The sequence below is a fragment of the Pedobacter endophyticus genome (assembly GCF_015679185.1).
In the GTDB taxonomy this organism is placed as follows: Bacteria; Bacteroidota; Bacteroidia; order Sphingobacteriales; family Sphingobacteriaceae; genus Pedobacter; species Pedobacter endophyticus.
Genome location: NZ_CP064939.1, coordinates 3,968,474 through 3,990,082, shown reverse-complemented (window position 1 = coordinate 3,990,082; position 21,609 = coordinate 3,968,474). Strand labels below are relative to the sequence as shown.

The following is a 21,609-nucleotide window of genomic DNA, read 5'->3' as shown; positions in this document are numbered from 1 at the left end:
TTAGGGTATGCGGGTGCAGATTAGTACAGACCAGGATAGTAACGGTAAGGTAGGTTTGCATGCATTTCTGGAAAGTAAAATTTCAAATGCGCTTAGTCGATTTGAAAGAGACATAAATCTGTTGTTGGTCAGCCTAAGTAGAGGAAATGGTGTGGCGGAAACCCTTTGCCTTTTTGAAATTTGGCAGCAAGGAAGGAAATCTTTGATAGTCACAGCTAATGCCGCTACGTTGGAATCTGCAGTAAACAGTGCCATTGAAAAAATAAAAACAGTGTTGGAATTGCAATCAGATATCTAAAGAAATATGTAAAAGCGAAAATGATGAAAAAATTTGGAATAATCTTAATTACAGTTTTGGTTGCAGCACTGGTTAGTTTTACCGTATTTAAATTAATGGATTCCAAGCAGGACATATTTGGTTCCGAAGGCGATTCGCCCGCACAATCCATTCATTTTGCTAATGTTAAAAGCGACGGGCAGGCAGTTGAAGATCTTCCAGAGTTCACTCAGGCTGCAACCCTAGTTACCCAGTCCATTGTCCACCTTAAGGTTGTTTTAAAAAGATCTTCAAATAACACTCAAACGTATGATCCATATTATGGCTCTGCTGGACGTTCAGCCCCGGCAATGGCTTCCGGATCAGGAGTGATATGGAGTAAAGATGGTTACATTGTTACCAATAATCACGTTGTAGAGGGAGCCACTTCAGTGGAAGTTATCCTGACAGATAAAAGAATATTTGAGGCGAAGCTAGTCGGCAGGGATCCCAACACTGATCTTGCGGTGATCAAGATCAATGCCAACGACCTGACCCAGATTCAGATAGCCAACTCTGATGAGGTAAAGGTCGGCCAGTGGGTGTTGGCTGCCGGATATCCATTTTCTCTGAATACAACCGTTACTGCGGGCATTGTGAGTGCTAAGGAAAGAAGCATAGGATTAATTGGCAATTCAAAAGATCAGTCAGGTACTTCCTCAGCTATGAGCTCAGCAGTTGAAGCCTATATTCAAACAGATGCGGCGATTAATCCGGGCAACAGTGGCGGAGCATTAGTAAACACCAGTGGAAAGCTTATTGGTATAAATGCTGCGATTGCTTCCCAAACAGGAAGTTATGAAGGTTATGGTTTTGCTATTCCTGTAAACCTGGTAGATAAAGTAGTTAAAGATCTGATCCAGTATGGTGAAGTAAAGCGGGGACTGCTGGGCGTAAGTTTTCCGTCTCCAGCTACAGAAGACGAATATCTGATCCAGCAGGGAATTAAACCGGGAAAGGTAAAAGGAGCGTATATTACTGGCGTTCAGACTGGAAGCGCCGCCGCCTCGGCTGGACTAAAACAAGGGGATATCATTCAGGGTATTGACAATGTTAAAATCAACTCATCTGTTGAATTATCCGAGCGCATAGCTAGGCATCATCCTGGTGATGTTATAGAACTTGAATATAAGCGTGGAAAGGAGGTGCTGAATCAAAAGGTTACTTTGAAGGCACAGGAGCCAAAGCAGCAGAGGACCTTAAATCTTGATGCTCAAACAATTTCATCAAAACTTGGAGCCTCATTTGCGCCACTAAATCCTGCATTCAGGCAACATTATCGGATGAATACTGGACTTGCTGTTATTGCTGTTGATCCTGCTGGTCTATTTGCGCAAATCGGGATCCAGCGAGGATCTATTATTTTAAGTATAAATGGTGGCCGAGTCAATAACCTCGAAGACATGAAAGAAGCATTCAAGTCCGCCAGTAATGGAATTGCCCGTTTTGAATGCCTCAATCCGGAAGGTTTGCGGATTGTTTTTAATCTCTCGTTAGGTGCATAAAACAAAATACTATGAAACCATCATGATTTCAAAACCACACAGTGAAATGAATAAATCAATGATAGCTTCATCACAATTAAAAACATATTTGTACAGATGAAAAATAACAATTCAGCGTCCCCACGCGACAAGATGTCAATTAAAAAGAAAATAGTTATTGTAGGAAGCATCCTCCTATTCATAGCTTTGGTATCAACCATTTATTACCGTTATTATTTCGTTTTTGGAGAAGGTGTTAAAGCAGGGCAGCTAAATTATTTTGTTCAAAAGGGATATCTATTCAAAACTTACGAAGGCCGATTGATACTGGCTGGAATACGTACCCAACAACCTGGGAGTATTGCTTCCAATGAGTTTATGTTCTCTGTGAACGATTCGAAAGTTGCGGACACACTAAACCATCATGCAGGGGGATTTATGAAGTTGCATTATAAGGAGTATTTATATGCATTACCCTGGAGGGGAATAAGCTGCTATGTAGTGGACAGTATTTATACAGCAAACCCGGCAATTTCAAGGTAATGATTTTCGGACAAGTCTCTAAATCGCTCAAGATCGCTTACCACAAGACCGTGAGTAGCATTGCATTTTATCCGGCGGTGATTGCCGTTGGATTTTTAATATTTTCGTGGTTGATGCTTGAATTGGATGTTTCCGGTACGGGTAAATATATTAAAGCACATTATAGCTGGGTCAGGTTAAAAGATGCCAGTACCGCAAGAACTATTGTCTCGACCATAGCAGGAGGTATTATTTCTTTGATGGTCTTCAGCTTCTCCATGGTAATGATTTTGTTAAACCAGGCCGCTTCCCAAATGAGTAACCGTATGCTGGAAAGCATGATCGGGAATAGGTTTCAGCAATGTGTTTTAGGCTTATATATCGGAACAATTGTCTACTCATTATTTTTATTAAGTACTATCAGGGACATTGAATCGGGTATCTATGTTCCGGCACTAAGTATCTATTTACTATTAATGATTACTGTAGTTGATATTTTTGTTTTCATCTATTTCCTGCATTACGTTACCCAGTCAGTAAAATTTGAAACGATAATTGAACGTGTTCACAAACAAACATTGGAATCTCTCAAAAATTCCCTGATTACTGCAGATGGTAATGGAAGTTCAGATGACCTACATCAATTAGATCCACAGTTTATTTTCACTCGAGCATCAGGATATTATCAGGGTTTTGACAGGAAACAACTTGTCATATATGCAGCCCATCATGATTTATTAATCGAATTTAAATTCCCCCCGGGCACCTACCTCCTAGAAGGACAGGAATTTTTGAAAGTTTATAGTACTAAGCCTTTGGATGATAAAAATATGGACGAGCTATTGGTGTTTATGGATTTCTATCCAGGACAGCCCGTTGACCATAATTTCTATTATGGCTTTCACCAACTGACAGAAGTAGCATTAAAGGCTTTAAGTCCTGGGATTAATGACCCTGAGACAGCTATACTGAGTTTACACGCGCTATCCGACCTGTTTCTTTACAGGCTTAACCATGAACCGGAAATTTTGTTGAGAGACGATCAAAAAAGGGTTCGGATCATTTTAAAAGACCGGACATTTATCGAACTTTTTACCGATTGTATATATCCTGTATGGGATTATGGATGTAACGATCGTTATATTCAAAATGCTTTATATAACATGATTTCAAAGTTCAGAAAAATGGAATCCAGCGAAAACCTTCAGGAATTCTTCTCTAAAATGCTAGAAGTTATTCAGGTTAAGGTTGTCAGTTCTGAATTACCTAATCAGTTCCACGACTGATACGCAGACAGGGAAACTCAGCTATTTTAGCACTTCAGATTACTATTTAGATCAGCGCAATTTTTCGTGCAATCAATTTGAAAACTTCACTTTTGAAAAATTCTTTACCATTCAAAATACAGAAGAACCAAGGCCCTCTATTGCCTGCACTTATGGTGAACAATTATCGGAATTTTTATCTTTCGTACGTAGAATTTGAAAGGTACACATCGGCCTTGTTCTGCCTTTGCGCATTCATTATCTGCACGCGAAGATAATTGAATCAAGTCCCTTTCGTCTATAACACACATTACCAAAAATTGATCAACAGCCGAAATTCTCATTCTATATGGACGCTCACTGAAGAGATCTGGACATTCAAAGAAAAATTCTTCTATTATGATGCATAACTTAAACCTTATAAACACAAGGATTTGCTCGTTTTCATTTGTCCTTGATAAAGAGAGCGTTCAGATGGTGCGATCGGTTCATTTGGAACAGGTTGAGTGTATTTTGCCCAAAATTAACATCTAAAAAATATTCACTATTGGTACATTGAGAAATTCTATACAATTTTTGGGATATTGCATTTGCAAATAATAGCTTTACCGTTGTTGTAAAGGTAATTATCTATGTCTTCGAAAAAGATAGGACATGCAAAGATGCCCTATCTTAAACAAACGATAACAATAAATTTTAATAAGCTAAAAATTCTTCACGGTCATAAAAGTTTTTTGCTTCGGGGATTGTTTTTTCAGGAAATCCTGGAACAAAGGTCCCATGGACACTAAGCTCATAATCACGGTTGATGGCTATTCCCTTACTGAACCTTTTTGTGCTGGCAAATGTATCATGCGTTATTTTTTTTGACCGGATGATTTTATACGCTTCGTCTATCGTAACCATACCTATTGGCAGTATGAGGTGATCTTCTCCAGCTTTATTCAAAAACTCATGCACTCCTGCGACTTGAGCGCCATAAACTTCATGTCCAGCTGCGATAACACTCTCATTTACCAACACATCCAGGTAGACAACCCTTTTCGCGGACTTGCTAACCAGCAAACTGTCTACTGTGCCAACTTTTCGCTCATCTTTGTCCAGAACATTCCATCCCCTCACATCAGGATTTTCTTTCGCCACCTTAAAATCTGGTAGTTCTTCCAGGTAATATAGGTCTTTATTTTCTTCATTCATAACTACGTTTTTAGTGTTCATTTTCAATTTGGTCCATTTTTTTTAGCAGTATCGAGGCATTAGTAAAAAATGCCCTCACCTTTCTTTTCTGGTCAAGCGTTAATACATCCGTATCTATTTCCTCCCCCGCTTTTCGGACTTGATCAGCTTCATTTCTTAATCCGGTGAACCCCTTTTTCTGTATATTAGCTAAAGCCGTACTGAGAAAAGCCGCTGCCTTCTTTATATTGTCAGCATGCGTTCCAGCATTTGGATCAATTGTAATCAGATTGGCACAATCTATTGCCTGCTGAATGTCATTCTTTGCCGAATATCCGGTTAGAGAGGCAAGATCCCTGATAGCATTCGCGAGTTTCAATATGGCATTGTGGGTATACTTGTGATCGAGCCCCATGGCTGTTGTGTCGCTGTCTACATAACTGGTGTATTCCACGATGGACTCATGAATTTTTCCGCCCTCATTTTTTGTGGAGACATTTATACTCTCTTTGTCCCGGTAGTAAAAAAAGTATATTGCCAGTACCGCAGCGATACCAAACCCGGCAAGTATCCAGGGCCACAACATTTTCTTTCTTTCAATTTTAATTTCTGCCATAATTTTTGATTTTTTGTATTTGAATTTCAGTGTATAGTTTTCTCTAATTGGCATCCTGTACTGACTGCCGCTCGATGTACAATTTATTGGTCAGCGCGATAATAATGATGATCACAGGTGTGGCAAGTAAAATACCCCAAAAACCGGCAAGGATCCCCATTGCCACCTGTCCGAATATAACAAGTGCAGGCGGTATGTCCACCATTTTCTTCTGTATAAGGGGTTGGGTCACCGCACTTTGAACAATTTGTATTCCCGTATAAAGACATACCACAATCAATGCAGTGGTCGTTCCTTCCATCAATGCAAGAAGAACTGCGGGTACAAGCGCTATGATCGGTCCAAAATTTGGGATAAAGTTCATCAAGCCTGCCACGAGTGCCAAGGTCAGAATCAGGGGCATGCCGATGATGAGCAATCCCACTCCGCTGAGCACCCCAATAAATACAAAACCGAAAAGCTGCCCCTTAATCCAGTTTTTAAGTACCTTGCTTATTTCTTCGAGTAACTCATTTCCCTTAGCTTTTGCTTTTAAGGGCAATAACTTAATGATACCTGTTTTATATTCAGCCGGCCCTGCAGTAAAAAATAAACCCAGCAAGACAATAATGTAGACATCACTCAAAATACCAAAGGAGGAAGAGAAAAACTGCTTGGCAACGGCAATCGTTTTGGCAGAATCCGAAGAAAGATCGAAATAATCGAGCACCTTATCTCCCAATGGAGCCTGTTTGAGCCAATCTTTAGCATGGTTTATCGTGCCGGGCAGTGTTTGCGAAAGTTCAGCAACCTGTGCCTGAAGCCTGGCACCTACAAACCAAAAAAAAGCTGATAAAAGAACAAGGTTGAGCAGCACAGAAGCAAGTACCGCGAACTTATATGGTATTTTCAGCCATCTATGGAGCAGGCCGGCACAGCCATGAAAATAGATAGCCATCAGCACACCTGCAAGTACCAGCAACAATATTCCAAAGAGCGCTTTGAAGAGCCATAAAAATGCGATCATCAAAGCTACTACACTACTCGCTATCCACACCTTATGGTTGAAGCTTTCTACCGCTTTGGTATTATTTTTATTCTCTATCATCGAAAAATTACATTTTGCGCCCTTATAATCGCTATGAGTGTTATGGTCATTCAGTTTTATCAAATGAAGAGTGAACGACATCCTCTAGGGTTTGTGCAGGGAAAGCGGAGCCAGGTTTGGAAATCACGGTAATATCACCTGTGGTCTCAAGCACAATTACCTCCACTTCATCCAGGTTAAATATGCTGTTGGCTCTGCAGGCAACATATATCTCCTGCATAGTTATTCTTTCGGCCTTTAACACTTTTGCTAAAATCTTTCCTTTGTAAGCCAGTAATGTGGGCTTTCCCCCTATAACTACTTTAACTTGATTGAAGCGGACAGAAAGCCATGTGATAGAAAACTGGAGCCCGATCAGTGTAGCATAAACTATGATGCCTTCTGACAATGCCACACTCTTATTGAGAGAAACAGATGCCAAACAGGATCCTAAAGCGATGGTTACTATAAAATCAAAGGCGTTCATCTTGGCCAAGGTCCTTTTTCCGGAAATCCGGATCGCCAAAACCAGCGTTCCATAACCTAAAACTGTTATAACGAAAGCACGGAGGATGCTCTGCCAGTTATCGAAAAAAATATTTTCCATCTTGTTAGGTAAGTATAAGTGCTGCTGAAATTTTGCTACTGGAAATTGTTAATTTGCCCATTTGAAGGCAAGAGCTGCTATGCCTGATCACTGAACGTCATTTTTGACTTTCCGTGCCGTGCTTTTCCCAGGAAGATAGATCTGAAAACCAAAGGAAAGACTTAGCGTACTTTGATATCCGGCGTTGCCGAATCCGGCCAGTCCATTATATTTCAGAAGGGTTTCCAAGCCGATCGCCGGTGTGATAAAATAGGCGAAGCCCGGACCAAATCCAATATCAAGACCGTTTGAATGTCCTCCTCCATCGCTTACATTAATCCCGCCAAGCCCCAGGCTTGCCTCTCCAAATATTCTTCCGTGCCTTAATAGCTCCACATCAGATCCTGTATAATACCTGCCCAAAGCACCTATGCCGTAATTCGTGGTCGTGCTTGAGGAGTTAGCAGTCTGGATACCGAGATTGACATATCCACCCAGGGCAACATTGTCCCTCACGAACCAGGCAGCCTTAGGTGTAAGGTCAATACTGATCACATTGGGGTCTTTAAGCCCAAAGCTTAAGTTCGCTAAATTTGCGCCGACAAGCACATTTCCCTTTTGAATCTGCGCATGCGCTGCGAAGGCAAATAAAGCAGAGGCCAGAAGTAATAGTTTGATTTTTTTCATGATTTTCTTTTTTATTTGAAGTTATTGTATTATTGTTTTATTCTTGCTGTCGGTTAAAACCTTTAAGGATTATTTCAAGGCGAGTTGATTATCAAGTTTTCTGGGCTTAAGTGCCTTGAGCTCATCCATCAAAGGCTCCACTTCTCTTTTATCGATTGATCCCCTCAGTACTACTACTCCTGCGGCCACGTCAGCCTGAACGCCCTTGTATTTACTGATAATGGACTGGACTGAGGTACGAAGGGTAAGATCCGTCTCAAGATCCATTTGGACCATGTTCTCCACACGTTTCACCCCTTCCAAATCTTTTAATTCGCTTTCGACCAGACTATCGCAGCCATTGGATGCACAAACTCCCTGTAAGGTCAGCACACCGTCACTTACCGAGGAGGTAATGGACCCGTAATCCGGATTTTCCTGGAGTTGCTTGTCAACTCTTGCCTTGATGTCCTCATCAGATGGTCGGTGAGAACAGGCTGATGCCAAGAACATTACTCCGGTCAATAGTAGAGGAAGGGAAAGCTTTTTAAGATGATAGTTTTTCATAATGTACTAATTTTATACGATTTAAATTTAATGCGGTGTTGTTAGTATTGTAATATTATAGGTCCCTATTGGTAAGTTTTAAGACTACATCATTTGTATTGCTATCTGCAGAAATGCCGTACCCGTTTATTAGAATGCCTTTCAAGTCATGCTTGACCGATGAAATGGCATATAGAATAGATTCATCACCGGGATTTGTAGCACCTTCGAAACGAAATGTTTTATCGATCTTAAAATCTTCAGGAGCAAATGTATCTACATTGCCCTGGCAAACAAGGTTATCCTTAAGCACACTAAAATCAATTGGGTATCCGTCCTTTTTCAAGCCATTAATGGTTTGTGATAATGTTCCGTAACTTTCTTTCATAGCAAACACTGTTTTCACTAACAACTTCGATTGGCGGTATTAGTTTGCTCAGCAAATACCTGAAATAAACCCGTAGTGCACCCCAATAAAATGAGCCGATACTTATTTTTACCATGTAGATCTGGAAAATTTTTTATAAGCTGAGTCCTTTTTTGCATACCCACGCACGCAAGAGCGATATTACCGGCAGGAGAGATCCGCTCTGAAGACTTGCGGCGTATACCTGATTTTCAATAAGTAAAGGTTTACAGCCAAACAATTGCGATTGTTACCTCATTAGATTAATGGAGTCGTAAAGAAATTCCTTTAAACATTTACCACTTTGAGCGCTGAATGATCCCGACTTTCATCCCTAATCTGCCAAAAAATATGAAAATTAAAGCCAAGTTTCCAGCTTCAACAGGAGCGAATTTTTACTCTGAGTTAAGAAAGCGGGTCAGCAGTGATTTTGCAGAAAGGGGTGTTGGCATCAATGGAAATTTTTTGATGTGGATAAAGCTAATTGTATTCCTGACCATTTTTATCGCTCTGTATTTATTGATTCTCCTCTCCGGAATGAGTGTTTGGGCACTTTCAATACTTACATTGGCGCTGGGAGTAGTCTCCGCATTTATAGGCTTTAACATCTGTCACGATGCCATCCATGGATCTTTTTCCGAAAGTAAACGGATAAACCGGGTGTTGAGCATGCTTTTCCATCTAATAGGGGCAAATCCCTATGTCTGGAATATTACCCACAATATTGTACACCATACCTATACCAATATAGCCGGACATGATGAAGACATCGAAATCGCACCAGGATTGATAAGGGTATGCAGAGATGAAAAGCTTAGGCCACACCAGCGTTTTCAGCATCTCTATGCATTTCCATTATATGGTTTGGCTTCGCTTTCCTGGGTATTCAGGAAAGATTACAAGAAATTTTTCCAGCACACGATCGGGAGCAGAAAGAATTTACATCCAAGGATTGAGTATTTCAACCTCTTTTTTTACAAGGCGCTCTATTATTTTATTTTTATCCTCCTGCCTGTGTTGTATATGGATCTGTCCTGGTGGATGGTTCTAAGCGGATTTTTGTTACTTCATTTGGCCCAAGGGATAACTATGGGACTTGTTTTTCAGCTTGCCCATGTCGTCCAAGGTACTGAATTCCCTATTGCGGATGATACAGGCAATATGAAGGAGGCCTGGGCTGAACACCAGATCAGAACGACGGCAAATTTTGCGCCTCATTCCGCTCTGGCTTCATTTTTCCTTGGCGGTCTGAACAGGCAGATTGAGCATCATTTATTTCCGAAGATTTGCCACATACACTATGGCCGAATATCTGTGATCGTAAAACAGACTGCCTTGGATTTCGGGTTGCCCTATCATGAGAATAAGACTTTCCTAAGCGCACTTCGCTCACATTACGTCCTTTTAAAAGAACTGGGAAATTCCTGACGAAAGGGTGTTTGTAACTGAAACATGAGATAGACAGGGACTGGCAAACATGCCGGACTTATGGGCTAGCCCGAAATACCAACTGTTAAGCGTATATTTATCGGGACATACTTTCGGTCTCCCCTGAATTGAAATTTTTAAGGAGATTGTGGACTGAGAAAGGTGTTAGACAGATAAGTTAGGCCTAAATTCTTAGGGAGTTTTTTCCTCTGCTAAAGACAAATGATTTAGATATGGCATTGACCAGTTAATAATAAAAAATGATAAAAAGGAACATTGTCGTGATTGGTGCATCCACTGGCGGATTCGAGGCATTAAAAAAAATAATCAAAAACCTGCCATCTGATTTCCAGGCTTCAATCTTCATTGTTTGGCACATGAGTCCGGATTTACGCGGTATTCTGCCCGATATTCTCAATAAGCTCAATTCGATCCACGCCGCAAATGCATGTGACAGAGAACCGATTTTGCCCAACAGGATATATGTAGCCCCACCGGACTACCACCTGCTGATTGAAGATGGCTGTGTACGGGTTACACATGGTCCTAAGGAGAATCGTTTCAGACCAGCGGTTGACCCTTTGTTCCGCAGTGCGGCATATACTTATCGAAACCGTGTGATCGGAATAATCCTCTCCGGCGGGCTCGATGATGGAACAGCCGGCCTCTGGCGAATAAAAAGCGGAGGCGGTATGGCAATTGTTCAGGATCCTCTGGATGCAGAAGCCCCCTCGATGCCCGAAAGCGCACTGAGGGAGGTAAATGTTGACTACTGTGTTCCCGTTGATGTCATGGCAAGCCTGCTGGTGAAGTTGACAAATGAAGATATTTCGGAAGAAAGACCGCTTATAAGGGATGAAAAAACCAGAATCGAAATTAATATAGCCGCAGAAAAAAATGCAATGGAAAACGGATCATTGGATATAGGTATCCTATCCCCATATTCCTGTCCTGAGTGCAACGGCGTGCTCTCCAAGATCACCGATGGGAAGAGCTTCAGATTCAGATGCCATACCGGCCATGCGTATTCAGCTAATGCGCTAATGTCGTCATTGAGCGTAAAGATTGAGGACAGTCTTTACGGAGCCATCAGGGGAATGGATGAGAGTATAATGTTTTTGAACCAGCTTGGTGACCATTTTGCCGAGCTCAATGAGCTCCAACTGGCAGCCGTTTATTTCCGTAAGGCAATAGAAATTCAGGAGCGTTCAGTGACGATACGCAATGCCGTACATAGCCATGAGCCCCTGAGCCCAAATACGCTCATGGAAGAATTAAAGAATGAATATTGACCAGAAATTATATCTGGATTTAAGATCAAAATTGAGTTATAACATAAATACAATACCACTGGGCATACAATGGGAAAAAGCAAAGTAAAAAATAACAAAGAACCGCTCAACCCTGTTGAGCAGCTACAGCAGAAACCGTCGGAATTTTTAATTGTTGGTATCGGAGCATCGGCTGGCGGTATTCAGGCACTGCAGGAATTTTTTCGCGGTGTACCGGAAGATTCCGGCATGGCTTATGTTGTTATTCTTCACCTTTCACCAGACCATGACAGTCAACTCGCTGCAATACTCCAACAGGAAACCAAAATTAGGGTCACTCAGGTTACCTCCAGGACTACAATCGAAGCTAACCACCTCTACGTTGTACCTCCCGATCGTCACCTCACCATGCAAGATGGTGAGATCGCTGTCTCTCCTAACCTAAATATCGAGGAACGCCGTGCACCGGTGGATATATTCTTTCGTTCGCTTGCCGATCAGCATGGCCCAAGAGCCGTCTGCATTGTTTTATCCGGTACCGGGGCAAATGGATCGATGGGGCTGAAACGGATAAAAGAACGTGGAGGCGCCTGTTTCGTGCAGAATCCACGTGAGGCTGAGTTTAATGAAATGCCCAGGCATGCTATTGCCACTGAGCTGATCGACGAGGTATTGAATGTCGCTGAAATCCCGGCCCATATTATTGCGTACCGTGAAAACGGACGCAATGTGAGAATAAGCGAAGAGTCAGGGAATCGGTCAGAAACGCAGAAAGAAACCCTGCATGAAATCTTCACGCAGCTGCGAATCCGTACCGGACATGACTTTTCCAATTACAAACAGGCAACCCTGCTCCGCCGCATCGAGCGAAGAATCAATGTATATAACCTTCCGGACCTAAGCTCCTATCTAGCTTATTTGCAAGAGCATGAGGAAGAGACCCGAGCCTTATTAAAAGACCTTCTGATCTCGGTTACCAATTTCTTCAGGGATGGAAAGGCTTTCAGCTATCTCGAACAGGAAGTTATCCCTTCAATCTTTCTGGGCAAAACATCGGGTGACCAGGTAAGGATTTGGGTGGCAGGATGCGCCACCGGTGAGGAGGCCTATTCTCTTGCCATGCTTTGTGCTGAACATGCGATAAGAACCCATGATGCGCCGAAAATACAGATCTTTGCTACCGACATCGACGAAGCAGCTATCGCCACCGCCCGTGAAGGCCTGTACACATTGAATGATGCCGCTGATGTATCCCCTGAAAGACTGAGGCAATTTTTTACCCATGATGGAGATGGCTACCGTGCGAGAAGGGAGATCCGGGAGATGATCCTTTTCGCCAATCACAATTTTTTGAAAGATCCTCCCTTTTCCAAACTGGATCTGGTGACCTGTCGCAACGTGCTGATATACCTCAACAGCACTGCTCAGGAACGTGTCATTGAAACTTTCCATTTTGCACTGAGGGCCAAAAAATTTCTTTTCCTCGGCACCTCGGAATCTGTGGATGCTGCAAATGATTTATACACGACCTTTAACCGTGATAGTCATATATTCCAGACTAGAGAAGTTGCCGCCAGAACTTACCCTGTCCCGGACTCCATACCGCAGTTAAAACCAAGAACGAATCTGATAAATAAGTCTGATGATCAGGGGACATTCACAAAGCGTGTTTCATATGGCGAGCTCCACCAAAAAATGCTCGAGCAGTATGCGCCTCCCTCACTGGTAATCAATCAGGATTATGAGATTGTTCATATGAGCGAAAGGGCAGGCAAATACCTGGAATTTGCCGGAGGTGAACCCACAAAAAACCTTTTGAAATTAATCCGCCCCGAAATCAGGCTGGAAATCCGGGCGACGCTTTATCAGGCCATCCAGAATAAGAGCTCAGTTGAATTGAGGAATATCAAACTTTCGATTAACGGGGAAGCGCAATCGTTGAATATTCACGTTCGCCCTGTGATGGAAGAATCTGATCCTGAAAGGGGCTTCATCCTTCTGCTTTTTTTACCATCAGAAGAAGTTTCCCGGGAAAGCAAAACGCTAATGGTAAGTGCTGAGGAACCAATGGCCAGGCAGCTTGAGGAGGAGCTTATAGGACTTAAGACCCAGCTAAGGAATTCCATTGAGCAGTATGAATATCAGGCAGAGGAGCTCAAGGCCTCGAATGAAGAGTTGCAGGCGATGAATGAAGAGCTGCGTTCAGCTGCCGAAGAACTTGAAACCAGTAAAGAGGAATTGCAATCCATCAACGAGGAACTCCGTACGGTAAACCAGGAACTAAAGGTCAAGATTGAGGAAACCAGCATCTCCAGCAATAATCTTCAAAACCTGGTTAATTCTGCCAATGTCGGAACGATATTTCTTGACCGGACTTTTGCCATCCGCCTGTTTACTCCGGCTGTTCTGGAGATATTTAACCTAAAATCCGGAGACTATGGCCGGCCCGTTACCGATATTACCAACAAACTACAAAACGATAATCTCCTTCAGGACGCAGAAATGGTTCTCAAAACGCTTAATGCAGTGGAGAGGGAGGTTAACACTATCGATGGCCGTCTATATATGATGCGCCTTCTTCCCTATAGAACCTCCGAGGACCGGATCAATGGAGTTGTGATTACCTTTTTTGACATTACCTCGCGCAGGACTTCGGAAGAAGCGTTAAAAATATCCGAAGAACGCAATCGCTTATTGATCGAAAGTGCAAAAGATTATGCGATATTCACCATAAATAATAACAGGGAGGTCATCAGCTGGAGTAGTGGTGCCGAGCTTATCCTGGGCTATACCGAAACAGAAATGTTGGGTAAACTTGAAGATATTATTTTTGTTGGTGAAGACAGAGAGGCCGGTGTGGCTGAAAAGGAATTAATCCAGGCAGAGGAAAGTGGTCGTGCGGAAAACGAGGGTTGGCATTTGCGAAAAGATGGCTCGAGGTTCTGGGGCTCGGGAACCACCCAGCCATTAAGGGACATTAAAGGTGATATAATTGGTTATGTTAAGATCATGCGCGACCTTACCACCCAACGGGAACTTTTGGAAGAACTTCGCCTATCTGAGGAAAATTACCGCATTGAGCTCGAGAAAGAGGTTGAAATCAGAACCAGGGAGTTAAAGGAAAGTAAGGAGCAGTATTCCACACTAATTGGTAATACCCCTGATGTGATCACCCGGTGGGACAAGAACCTTAAACTTGTTTTCGCCAACGCCGCTTTTGAAAGGAAGATGGGTGCGGGTATCGATGTCCTTCTCAATAAGACGAATAGTGACTTGGGACTTCCCGATTCCTTTGTTTTGCCTTATACACAAAGCCTTGTAAAGGCATTCGAAACAGGGCAAACGGTTGAACATTTCAGTTCTTCTCAAACAGCAGGAGGTGAGTCCTACTTCTATTCCAGATTGACTCCGGAAAGAAATCCCGATGGGGAACTGGTGAGTGTACTGGCTATTGAAAGGGATATTACGGACCTCAAAAGTTCCGCAATAGCGCTTAAAAGCAACCGTGACCTGCTTCAGTCCATTCTGGACAACAGCTTTATTTCCATGTCAGTTCTGAACGCTGTAAGGGATGAGCGGGGAAACATCTTGGATTTTGAAATCATGCTGACCAATCGCGAATTAAATAAGGAAACCGGCCGCAACGACCTGGTGGGCAAACGTTACGCCCATGAATATCCGGGCATCAGAATTGCCGGATTGTTCCGTATCATGGAACGTGTAATGGAGACGGGCATCGCTGAAGGAATGGAATATTTCTATCCCCACGAGGGATTCAGCAAATGGTATTCCTGTATGTTCTCGAAAATCGATGATGGCCTGGTTGCAACCAATATGGACATAACCGAACGCAAATTGGCCGAAGAAGACCTTAAAAATTCAGAAGAACAGTTCAGAATGTTTGTCATGGCAAGTTCAGACCTGATATATCATATGAATGCAGACTGGACAGAAATGTACGCCATGCAAAGTGACAGCTTTTTATCCAATACACCTTCGCCGGCTCACGAATGGTTGATACATTACATCCCCGCTGAAGAGCACCAGAAAGTCAAAGCGGTCATTGACGAGGCAATCATGCACAAACGTCTATTCGAGCTCGAGCACCGGGTCTTGCTTGCCAACGGACGGATAGGCTGGGCAAATTCAAGGGCAGTCCCGTTATTGGATGACCATGGGGAGATAATAGAATGGTTTGGTGTAGCTAGTGATATCACGGCACAAAGGATTTCGGAAGATGAACGTGACAAAAACTATCTGTTACTGCAACAGTCAGAGGAGGTTGCCACTACAGGTACCTGGGTATATGACTTACAAAGCAGAGAGTTAAGCTGGTCTGAGGGTATGTACCGGCTCTTTAACGTAGATAAAGAACTCGCTATCAAGCCAGATATATATCTTGCCTACGCTATACAAGACTGCAAGGAAGCCGCGGCACGCGTTGTTTCGGACATTACAAACGGCACGGATAAACTGGAGGAAACCCTGACCATTCTCGTGGGCGAATCAGAAAAAAAACTCAGGATCAAAGCTACATTGATCAAGGATGGTGCCGGACAGGTAATTAGGATACTTGGCGTTGACATGGATATAACCGCCAGTTTCAAAGCGGAGGAGCGTCTACGCCAATTTGAAGCAGAACAACAGCTGCAAATTTTTCAGGTTACCCTGCGCACACAGGAAGAAGAGCGAAGAAGAATCTCAGAAAGCCTTCACAATGGTCTGGGGCAACTTCTTTACAGTACCCGGCTTGCCATCAATTATTTAACGGTAGAAAACGCAACAGAAAAACCCGATAAGTTCAATGAATCAAAAGAATACACCACCTCATTGCTTACTGATTCGATTAAAGCGACCCGGCGCATTTCGCACGAGCTGATGCCAACTGTATTGGCTGAATTCGGGCTAAGTGCGGCAATCAAAGATGTTTGTGAGCAGCTCACCTCAGAGGTGAGGTTTGATTGCAGGGTTTTAGTGGAAACTGTTCAGCTGGACAATTATGTAGAACTGGCTATCTTCCGCACCGCGCAGGAGTTGATGGTGAATGTGGTCAAGCATGCCAGAGCGACCCGTGCAAAGGTAAAGATTGTAGCTCAAGTTGACGAGGTTCTGATTGAAGTCAGGGACAACGGTGTGGGTGTAGATCAGAATATTCAAGACAAACCGGGAATTGGTCTGGCCTCTATCCGCAACAAGGCTGATCTTTTAAAGGGGAAGGTCAAGATCAGTTCGACCCCCGGTAAAGGAACGAAGGTTGAGGTCCGGCTTCCGTTGAAATTTGCAAAGTCAAAATGAGGCTACATTAACATTCAACATTTTTTGTTAAAAAATAATAGAGAGAACTTTTTTCAAAAAAATCCGCCATGTAGACAAGCCATCTGATGATTGAAATTGCTGTTTTTTGCGAAGGTGGTTTAGCCAATATCCCTGGCAGCACAAGTTCAATTGATGAGGTGGAGGTAAAAGGCTGCCACCGGCATCAGAAATTTTCTAAAAAAATAAGAGGCCATGCGAAAGATGTTTTATCGTTTGCATGGCTTTGAAAGCTATTTAAAGTCAGTTTTTTTTTACAAAGGAAAGGTATCGACCGGTAAATCTCACAATACAGAGACTTACTACAAATATTATTTAAACCACATCAAAATAGTTCATAATGACACTTTTTTCCTATGGATGATATTTGCCGCCCGACTATTCGGACAACATAATATTATCAGAGGTAACTTTGACAGCGGAAAACTTTACATTTACGGCAACCAATGAGCCATTGCGGAATTCAATTTCAAATGTGACCTCACTACCATTAAGAGGAATTACGCTTATCGTGCTGTGATGGAATAAGATGTGCTGGTGATTTGAATCTCTGATCACGCCTATGCCAACAACTTTGTTATAGGACAATACGATGCCGTTTCTCATAAAAATTGATTTGTAGAATTACCAGTTTGTAAGGGAATCCATAGATTGCCGTTTGATACATTTATTTTTTCCGCTGAATCAAGCTTTTTGATGATAAGCTCACCCAAGGTCTTAGTGAAATCTGAAACCAGAAGCCGACGTTGGACAAAGTGGTCTCCCCCAACCTGAAAAGCCTTGAGTGCAGATTCATTATTATCACCGATAAACACCATGCATGTTACATGATCCCTGAGGGCAGCGGCGATCTCAAAGGCATGTGCGTTATTTACGCCTGTACCAAAAAAAATAACATCCAGGGACTGGTTTTCCGATAAAACTGCCCTTGCTCCACCGGCATCAGAAACAATCCCAAGCAATCTAATCCAAGGCAGAGCGACCAAGCACTTTTCCACCTTATTTGCAGCAAAGCAATCAGCGTCGACAATGAGACATCTGGCTATTGGAATATTTGGCTTTATCATGGTTTCAAATTTCATTTTAATTTATCATTTCATTAACTTTTCTGGTCAGCAGGCTATAGTCAAATGGCTTTAGCATAAGGCAGTCTGCCCGGGAAGTAATTAATAGTGCATGTGATTCCATCATCGCTGTAATAAGTAAGATGGGTATTTGACTGGTCTTACTGTCTGATTTTAAATTGTTGCAAAGCACGCGTCCATCAGCATTGTCCAACAAAATATCCATGATAATGAGCTGTGGTAAAAATTTATCGATTGCTCCGGCAAGTAGATTCGTGCATTGTATGTTCAGCACTTCATGCCGCTCTTCGCGCAAAATCAGTTCAATGACTTCTGCATTACCCACATCATTTTCAAGCACTAAGATTCTTGCCATTCAATTTATTTTTACAAAAATAGTTCAAGTACATACACGGTGAAATAGCTAAGTTCATTTCCCGTATCAGGCAATGGAAATTTGAGTATGGAATATTTTAATACTTATTTAAATAAGCCTTGAGGAAGCTGATTTAAGGGATTTTTAATATGTTTCTTTTTTTAGGCCAGTTAGATAGACTTGCAGCAACACATTTTCCTATCAAGGGGTGTATTTTGTTGGCAACTACGTAAAGTTTTATGAGCGGGTACGCATTAACTAATAAATAGCAGATTACAACTAGAATAACTGTATATTTCAGCTTGTATTTGTACGGTTTGTGAAAAAATCAGTTGTTAATTAGGCACTTCAGATGCATTCAAATAGTAAAACAGAAAAGATGAAAAACCTTAAAATTATTCTTGCAGAGGACCATGCGGTGGTAAGGCATGGAATCAAAAGGCTGATCGATGAGCAGGATGACATGGAGGTGGTTGCCGAAGCGTCCAATGGACAACAGGTCCTTGATTTTCTTTCATCCGGCAAAACAGCTGATATTATTCTTTCAGATGTAAATATGCCGGAGCTCGATGGATTTGAATTGTTCAATCAAATAAGACTTACACATCCTGATATAAGAACTGTTGCCTTATCAATGCTGGATTCGGAGCGGCAGATAAAAAAATGCTTTATTGCAGGTTGCCTTGCATACCTCACCAAATCTGCAGAACCACATGAGCTGATCTACGCCCTGAGGTCTGTTGGACAGGGCAAAAAGTTTCTTTGCTCTGAATCGGTAGAAAAAATGATTCCGTTGAAATATCAGGAAGTCGAAAATAATGGGATTGATTCTGCCGAATTCCCGGAGTTTACTGACAGGGAAATCGAAATTCTGGACCTTATAGCTAAGGGATTTACCAATCAGGAAATCGCAGATAAGATCTTTTTGAGCAAAAGAACCGTTGAGGGACACCGTCAGAGCCTTATCGACAAAAGCAACTCCAGAAATAGTGCTGTTTTGGTTCATTACGCCATCACCCATAATCTAATTACTTAGTTGTTAACCTATTTAAGCTTCAGAATATTATAACCCAATTTAAAAAAGGGTATTCAACATTCCAATCCGTTTCTCAACTTTTGCCTCCGATTCATAAGTATTTATCCACTTTGGAAAGTTAACTTAGGTTGGTCTCTTCTGAGCTAATTTAATAGTTACCAAAAGGTTTCTTTACTCTATTTTCTGTTGAATTGGGAAAAATAAAAAAAATTTGCTGAAATGAAAATCCTGAGTCAGATTCAATCTTTAATCTTCCAGCTTTTATCTTCGATAACAAAACTCTCAAGTCCACCAATGGTTCGGTCGTCTTCGGAGCTTTCTGAACAGTGTACCGAATTAGGTTATGTTTCCGAAGTGATTATAATAATTTATCTCGGTACTTAATTAACCTCGACATCTGGAGCAACCTATCTGATCAGTTCATCAATAAAAAAGGGTTTGGCGACGAAGCTGCTATAAGTGTTGGGTTGTTCAACTATAACTATGCAGGGATGGGCAATTATCATTAAGACAAGGATATATCCGGTTTGTCTTCCTGACTGGACAAACCAATTGATTTAACCCCTTTCCGCCAATTCAATACCAAAATGGCAACCAATCATTTATAACAAATTTATTTCCGGTGAGACGGGGTCAATCTACTCTGGTTTTTCCAAAAAGCCCATTAGTTAAAAGTTTTCTTAATAAAATTTTTATCAAAAAACGATCGTATCTTGATAATACAAAATTAGCTGAAACAATTCATTGATAAAGCTATTGGATTATATTTCAAAATCATGATTCCTTAGTAAAACTTATAGCAAGTTCCTTTTTCCAATACTGCCCTTCAAGCTTATTGTTAATAAATTCTCAAGATTAACCAACGTTTTGCAATAATCTGAAAGGGTCGAATTTTCGGAGATCGACCTTGTACAACCAGCACCAAAATGTGTGCAAATTCTGTGCAAATTAAAATTTGCACTACCAAAATGCTTAAATTTAACATGTCAATTTCGAGTAAAGTAACCGAGGTATAAAATCTAAAAAAATCTTCTACTTTTTCGTTTATAGCAATTTGGAGGAAAAAAATTAGTAGAAATTTTGAAGTGCAAATTTTGTGCAAATAAAAAACCCCACTCGGACGGAGCGGGGCTAACTGATTGATTATCAGCTCCCTCTGCTGGGCTCGAACCAGCGACCCTCTGATTAACAGTCATTTCAAAGAATTGTTATAACTCTATTTAAAAGCTATGCCATTTCAATTATTGGAGAATAGAAAATTTTTCTTTCAATAGCGCCATGTCTGCGCTCACCTTAATATCTAAGATTTTGGCATAAATTTGAGTTGTTTTGATATTGGTATGTCCTAGCATTTTTGAAACGCTTTCGATCGGAACTCCATTTAGTAAAGTCACCGTTGTTGCAAAAGTGTGCCTTGCAATGTGGGAGCTCAAGTGTTTTTCAATTCCACAGAGAATTGCAATCTCTTTTAAATACTCATTCATCTTCTGGTTGCTTGATACCGGTAAAACCCTACCCTTATTCGTACAATACGCATTATCTTTATATCTGTCAAGTATTACAACAGCTGAAGCTAGTAAAGGAACTGCAGAGCGGACACCTGTTTTTGTCCTGTTGGTATAAATCCAGTTGCTCCCATCTATACCTATCTGGATATTTGATAAACTGAGTTTTTCTACGTCTGAATATGCAAGTCCGGTAAGACAACAAAAAAGAAAAATATCCCTCACCTGGGAAAGTCTTTCAGTAGAAAATTTTTTCCTGGCCAAGCTATTAAGTTCATCGTCTGTCAAAAAAGGACGTTCGACAGGTTTCATCTTAATCTTATAACCAAACATCGGATCCCTATCAATCCATCCGGAAGCCAAAGTAATCCGGAGAATTTTCCCAAAGTTCTTTAGGTATTTTGCAGCAGTATTGGCAGAACATCTATTTTCCGTTCTCAAAAAAAATTCAAAATCAGTTATAAAAGGACGATTGATTTTCTTAATGTTCATGTCCTTGGTACGATATTCCTTTTCAAGAAATGCTTGTACATGACGCTCCAACACCTGAAATCTTTTAAGGGTTCCTATGGCATAACCATTCCCGATCAAAGCTTCCATCTTTTGGTTGTGAAGCTTCATAGCGTCCATCACGGTGTGAACTTCCTTTTCAATCCCTAACCACTTACACCTAATACTTTCCGCTGTAATTTCCTCAGATGATTCCGAAAGATTTTTATGTGCCTTATAAATTTCTGATTGAAGATTGTCAAGGTATGCATTGAAAATTTTCACTTCCTCTTTATTTCCGATCTGGCGACCTGTTTTAGGATTCCAGCGGTCGAGATCACAATTTACACCGGTAGTTGTCTCGGATCGTTTTCCTGAAACCGTTATGCGAACATAAACCGGAACAATTCTTTTTTGTTGATTTTTTGGCCTCTTCACGTAAAAGAGCATACTGAAATTAGTTTTCATATAACTGAAT

General features: G+C 41.5%; 19 protein-coding genes. 9 read left to right on the top strand and 10 right to left on the bottom strand.

Translation table 11 applies throughout. The features are described from left to right. The first annotated feature begins 7 nt into the window (after positions 1–7). The 4 genes from IZT61_RS16185 to IZT61_RS16170 all read left to right on the top strand — a co-directional run bounded on the left by IZT61_RS16185 (position 8) and on the right by IZT61_RS16170 (position 3,608). Complete coding sequence (locus IZT61_RS16185) at positions 8–298, top strand: hypothetical protein (protein ID WP_196098083.1); 291 nt, start codon at positions 8–10, stop codon at positions 296–298. A 20-nt stretch (positions 299–318) separates the two neighbouring features. After that, complete coding sequence (locus IZT61_RS16180; protein ID WP_230383729.1) at positions 319–1,821, top strand: trypsin-like peptidase domain-containing protein; 1,503 nt, start codon at positions 319–321, stop codon at positions 1,819–1,821. Positions 1,822–1,917: 96 nt separating this feature from the next. Further along, entirely contained in the window at positions 1,918–2,343 is a 426-nt protein-coding gene (locus tag IZT61_RS16175; RefSeq protein WP_230383728.1) for a hypothetical protein, read from the top strand. Further along, complete coding sequence (locus IZT61_RS16170; protein ID WP_196098082.1) at positions 2,343–3,608, top strand: DUF2254 domain-containing protein; 1,266 nt, start codon at positions 2,343–2,345, stop codon at positions 3,606–3,608. The genes IZT61_RS16175 and IZT61_RS16170 overlap by 1 nt, the downstream gene beginning before the upstream one ends. A gap of 675 nt (positions 3,609–4,283) precedes the next feature. On the opposite strand, the gene IZT61_RS16165 is transcribed toward IZT61_RS16170, so the two are convergent. The 7 genes from IZT61_RS16165 to IZT61_RS16135 form a co-directional block, all read right to left on the bottom strand. Continuing rightward, positions 4,284–4,784, bottom strand: coding sequence for a YlmC/YmxH family sporulation protein (locus tag IZT61_RS16165; protein ID WP_196098081.1), 501 nt, complete (start codon positions 4,782–4,784; stop codon positions 4,284–4,286). Positions 4,785–4,794: 10 nt separating this feature from the next. Further along, the gene (locus IZT61_RS16160) at positions 4,795–5,379 is read right to left on the bottom strand and encodes a hypothetical protein (protein ID WP_196098080.1); all 585 of its coding nucleotides are present in this window, start codon (positions 5,377–5,379) and stop codon (positions 4,795–4,797) included. Between the two features lie 43 nt (positions 5,380–5,422). Continuing rightward, positions 5,423–6,466 carry an AI-2E family transporter gene (locus tag IZT61_RS16155; protein ID WP_196098079.1) on the bottom strand — a complete coding sequence of 348 codons (1,044 nt, stop codon included), beginning with the start codon at positions 6,464–6,466 and terminating at the stop codon, positions 5,423–5,425. A 46-nt stretch (positions 6,467–6,512) separates the two neighbouring features. Beyond that, positions 6,513–7,052: a DUF421 domain-containing protein gene (locus IZT61_RS16150; RefSeq protein ID WP_196098078.1), complete on the bottom strand. Its 540-nt coding sequence runs from the start codon at positions 7,050–7,052 to the stop codon at positions 6,513–6,515. Positions 7,053–7,139: 87 nt separating this feature from the next. Beyond that, the gene (locus IZT61_RS16145) at positions 7,140–7,718 is read right to left on the bottom strand and encodes a hypothetical protein (RefSeq protein ID WP_196098077.1); all 579 of its coding nucleotides are present in this window, start codon (positions 7,716–7,718) and stop codon (positions 7,140–7,142) included. A 69-nt stretch (positions 7,719–7,787) separates the two neighbouring features. Next, a complete protein-coding gene (locus IZT61_RS16140) occupies positions 7,788–8,264 on the bottom strand; it encodes a BON domain-containing protein (RefSeq protein WP_196098076.1) in 477 nt (158 codons plus the stop codon). Between the two features lie 55 nt (positions 8,265–8,319). Further along, entirely contained in the window at positions 8,320–8,631 is a 312-nt protein-coding gene (locus tag IZT61_RS16135; RefSeq protein ID WP_196098075.1) for a phosphoribosylpyrophosphate synthetase, read from the bottom strand. 369 nt (positions 8,632–9,000) lie between these two features. Between IZT61_RS16135 and IZT61_RS16130 the strand changes: the two genes are divergently transcribed. From IZT61_RS16130 to IZT61_RS16115, 4 genes are all read left to right on the top strand, one after another. Next, positions 9,001–10,077 (top strand): fatty acid desaturase family protein, encoded by a 1,077-nt coding sequence (locus IZT61_RS16130; RefSeq protein ID WP_196098074.1) that lies wholly within the window; start codon positions 9,001–9,003, stop codon positions 10,075–10,077. Positions 10,078–10,337: 260 nt separating this feature from the next. After that, entirely contained in the window at positions 10,338–11,369 is a 1,032-nt protein-coding gene (locus IZT61_RS16125; RefSeq protein WP_196098073.1) for a chemotaxis protein CheB, read from the top strand. 69 nt (positions 11,370–11,438) lie between these two features. Beyond that, positions 11,439–16,643, top strand: a complete 5,205-nt coding sequence (locus tag IZT61_RS16120; protein WP_196098072.1) for a CheR family methyltransferase — start codon at positions 11,439–11,441, stop codon at positions 16,641–16,643. 86 nt (positions 16,644–16,729) lie between these two features. Next, a complete protein-coding gene (locus IZT61_RS16115; RefSeq protein WP_196098071.1) occupies positions 16,730–16,891 on the top strand; it encodes a hypothetical protein in 162 nt (53 codons plus the stop codon). Positions 16,892–17,263: 372 nt separating this feature from the next. Here IZT61_RS16115 and IZT61_RS16110 read toward each other — a convergent pair whose 3' ends face one another. Both IZT61_RS16110 and IZT61_RS16105 read right to left on the bottom strand, forming a co-directional pair. Further along, complete coding sequence (locus IZT61_RS16110; RefSeq protein ID WP_196098070.1) at positions 17,264–17,743, bottom strand: hypothetical protein; 480 nt, start codon at positions 17,741–17,743, stop codon at positions 17,264–17,266. 1 nt (position 17,744) lies between these two features. Next, positions 17,745–18,101: a response regulator gene (locus tag IZT61_RS16105; protein WP_196098069.1), complete on the bottom strand. Its 357-nt coding sequence runs from the start codon at positions 18,099–18,101 to the stop codon at positions 17,745–17,747. A 379-nt stretch (positions 18,102–18,480) separates the two neighbouring features. Here IZT61_RS16105 and IZT61_RS16100 point away from each other — a divergent pair, with 379 nt between their 5' ends. Further along, entirely contained in the window at positions 18,481–19,137 is a 657-nt protein-coding gene (locus tag IZT61_RS16100; protein WP_196098068.1) for a response regulator transcription factor, read from the top strand. A gap of 1,241 nt (positions 19,138–20,378) precedes the next feature. Here the strand turns inward: IZT61_RS16100 and IZT61_RS16095 are convergent. Further along, positions 20,379–21,599 carry a site-specific integrase gene (locus tag IZT61_RS16095; RefSeq protein WP_196098067.1) on the bottom strand — a complete coding sequence of 407 codons (1,221 nt, stop codon included), beginning with the start codon at positions 21,597–21,599 and terminating at the stop codon, positions 20,379–20,381. Between the last annotated feature and the right edge of the window lie 10 nt (positions 21,600–21,609).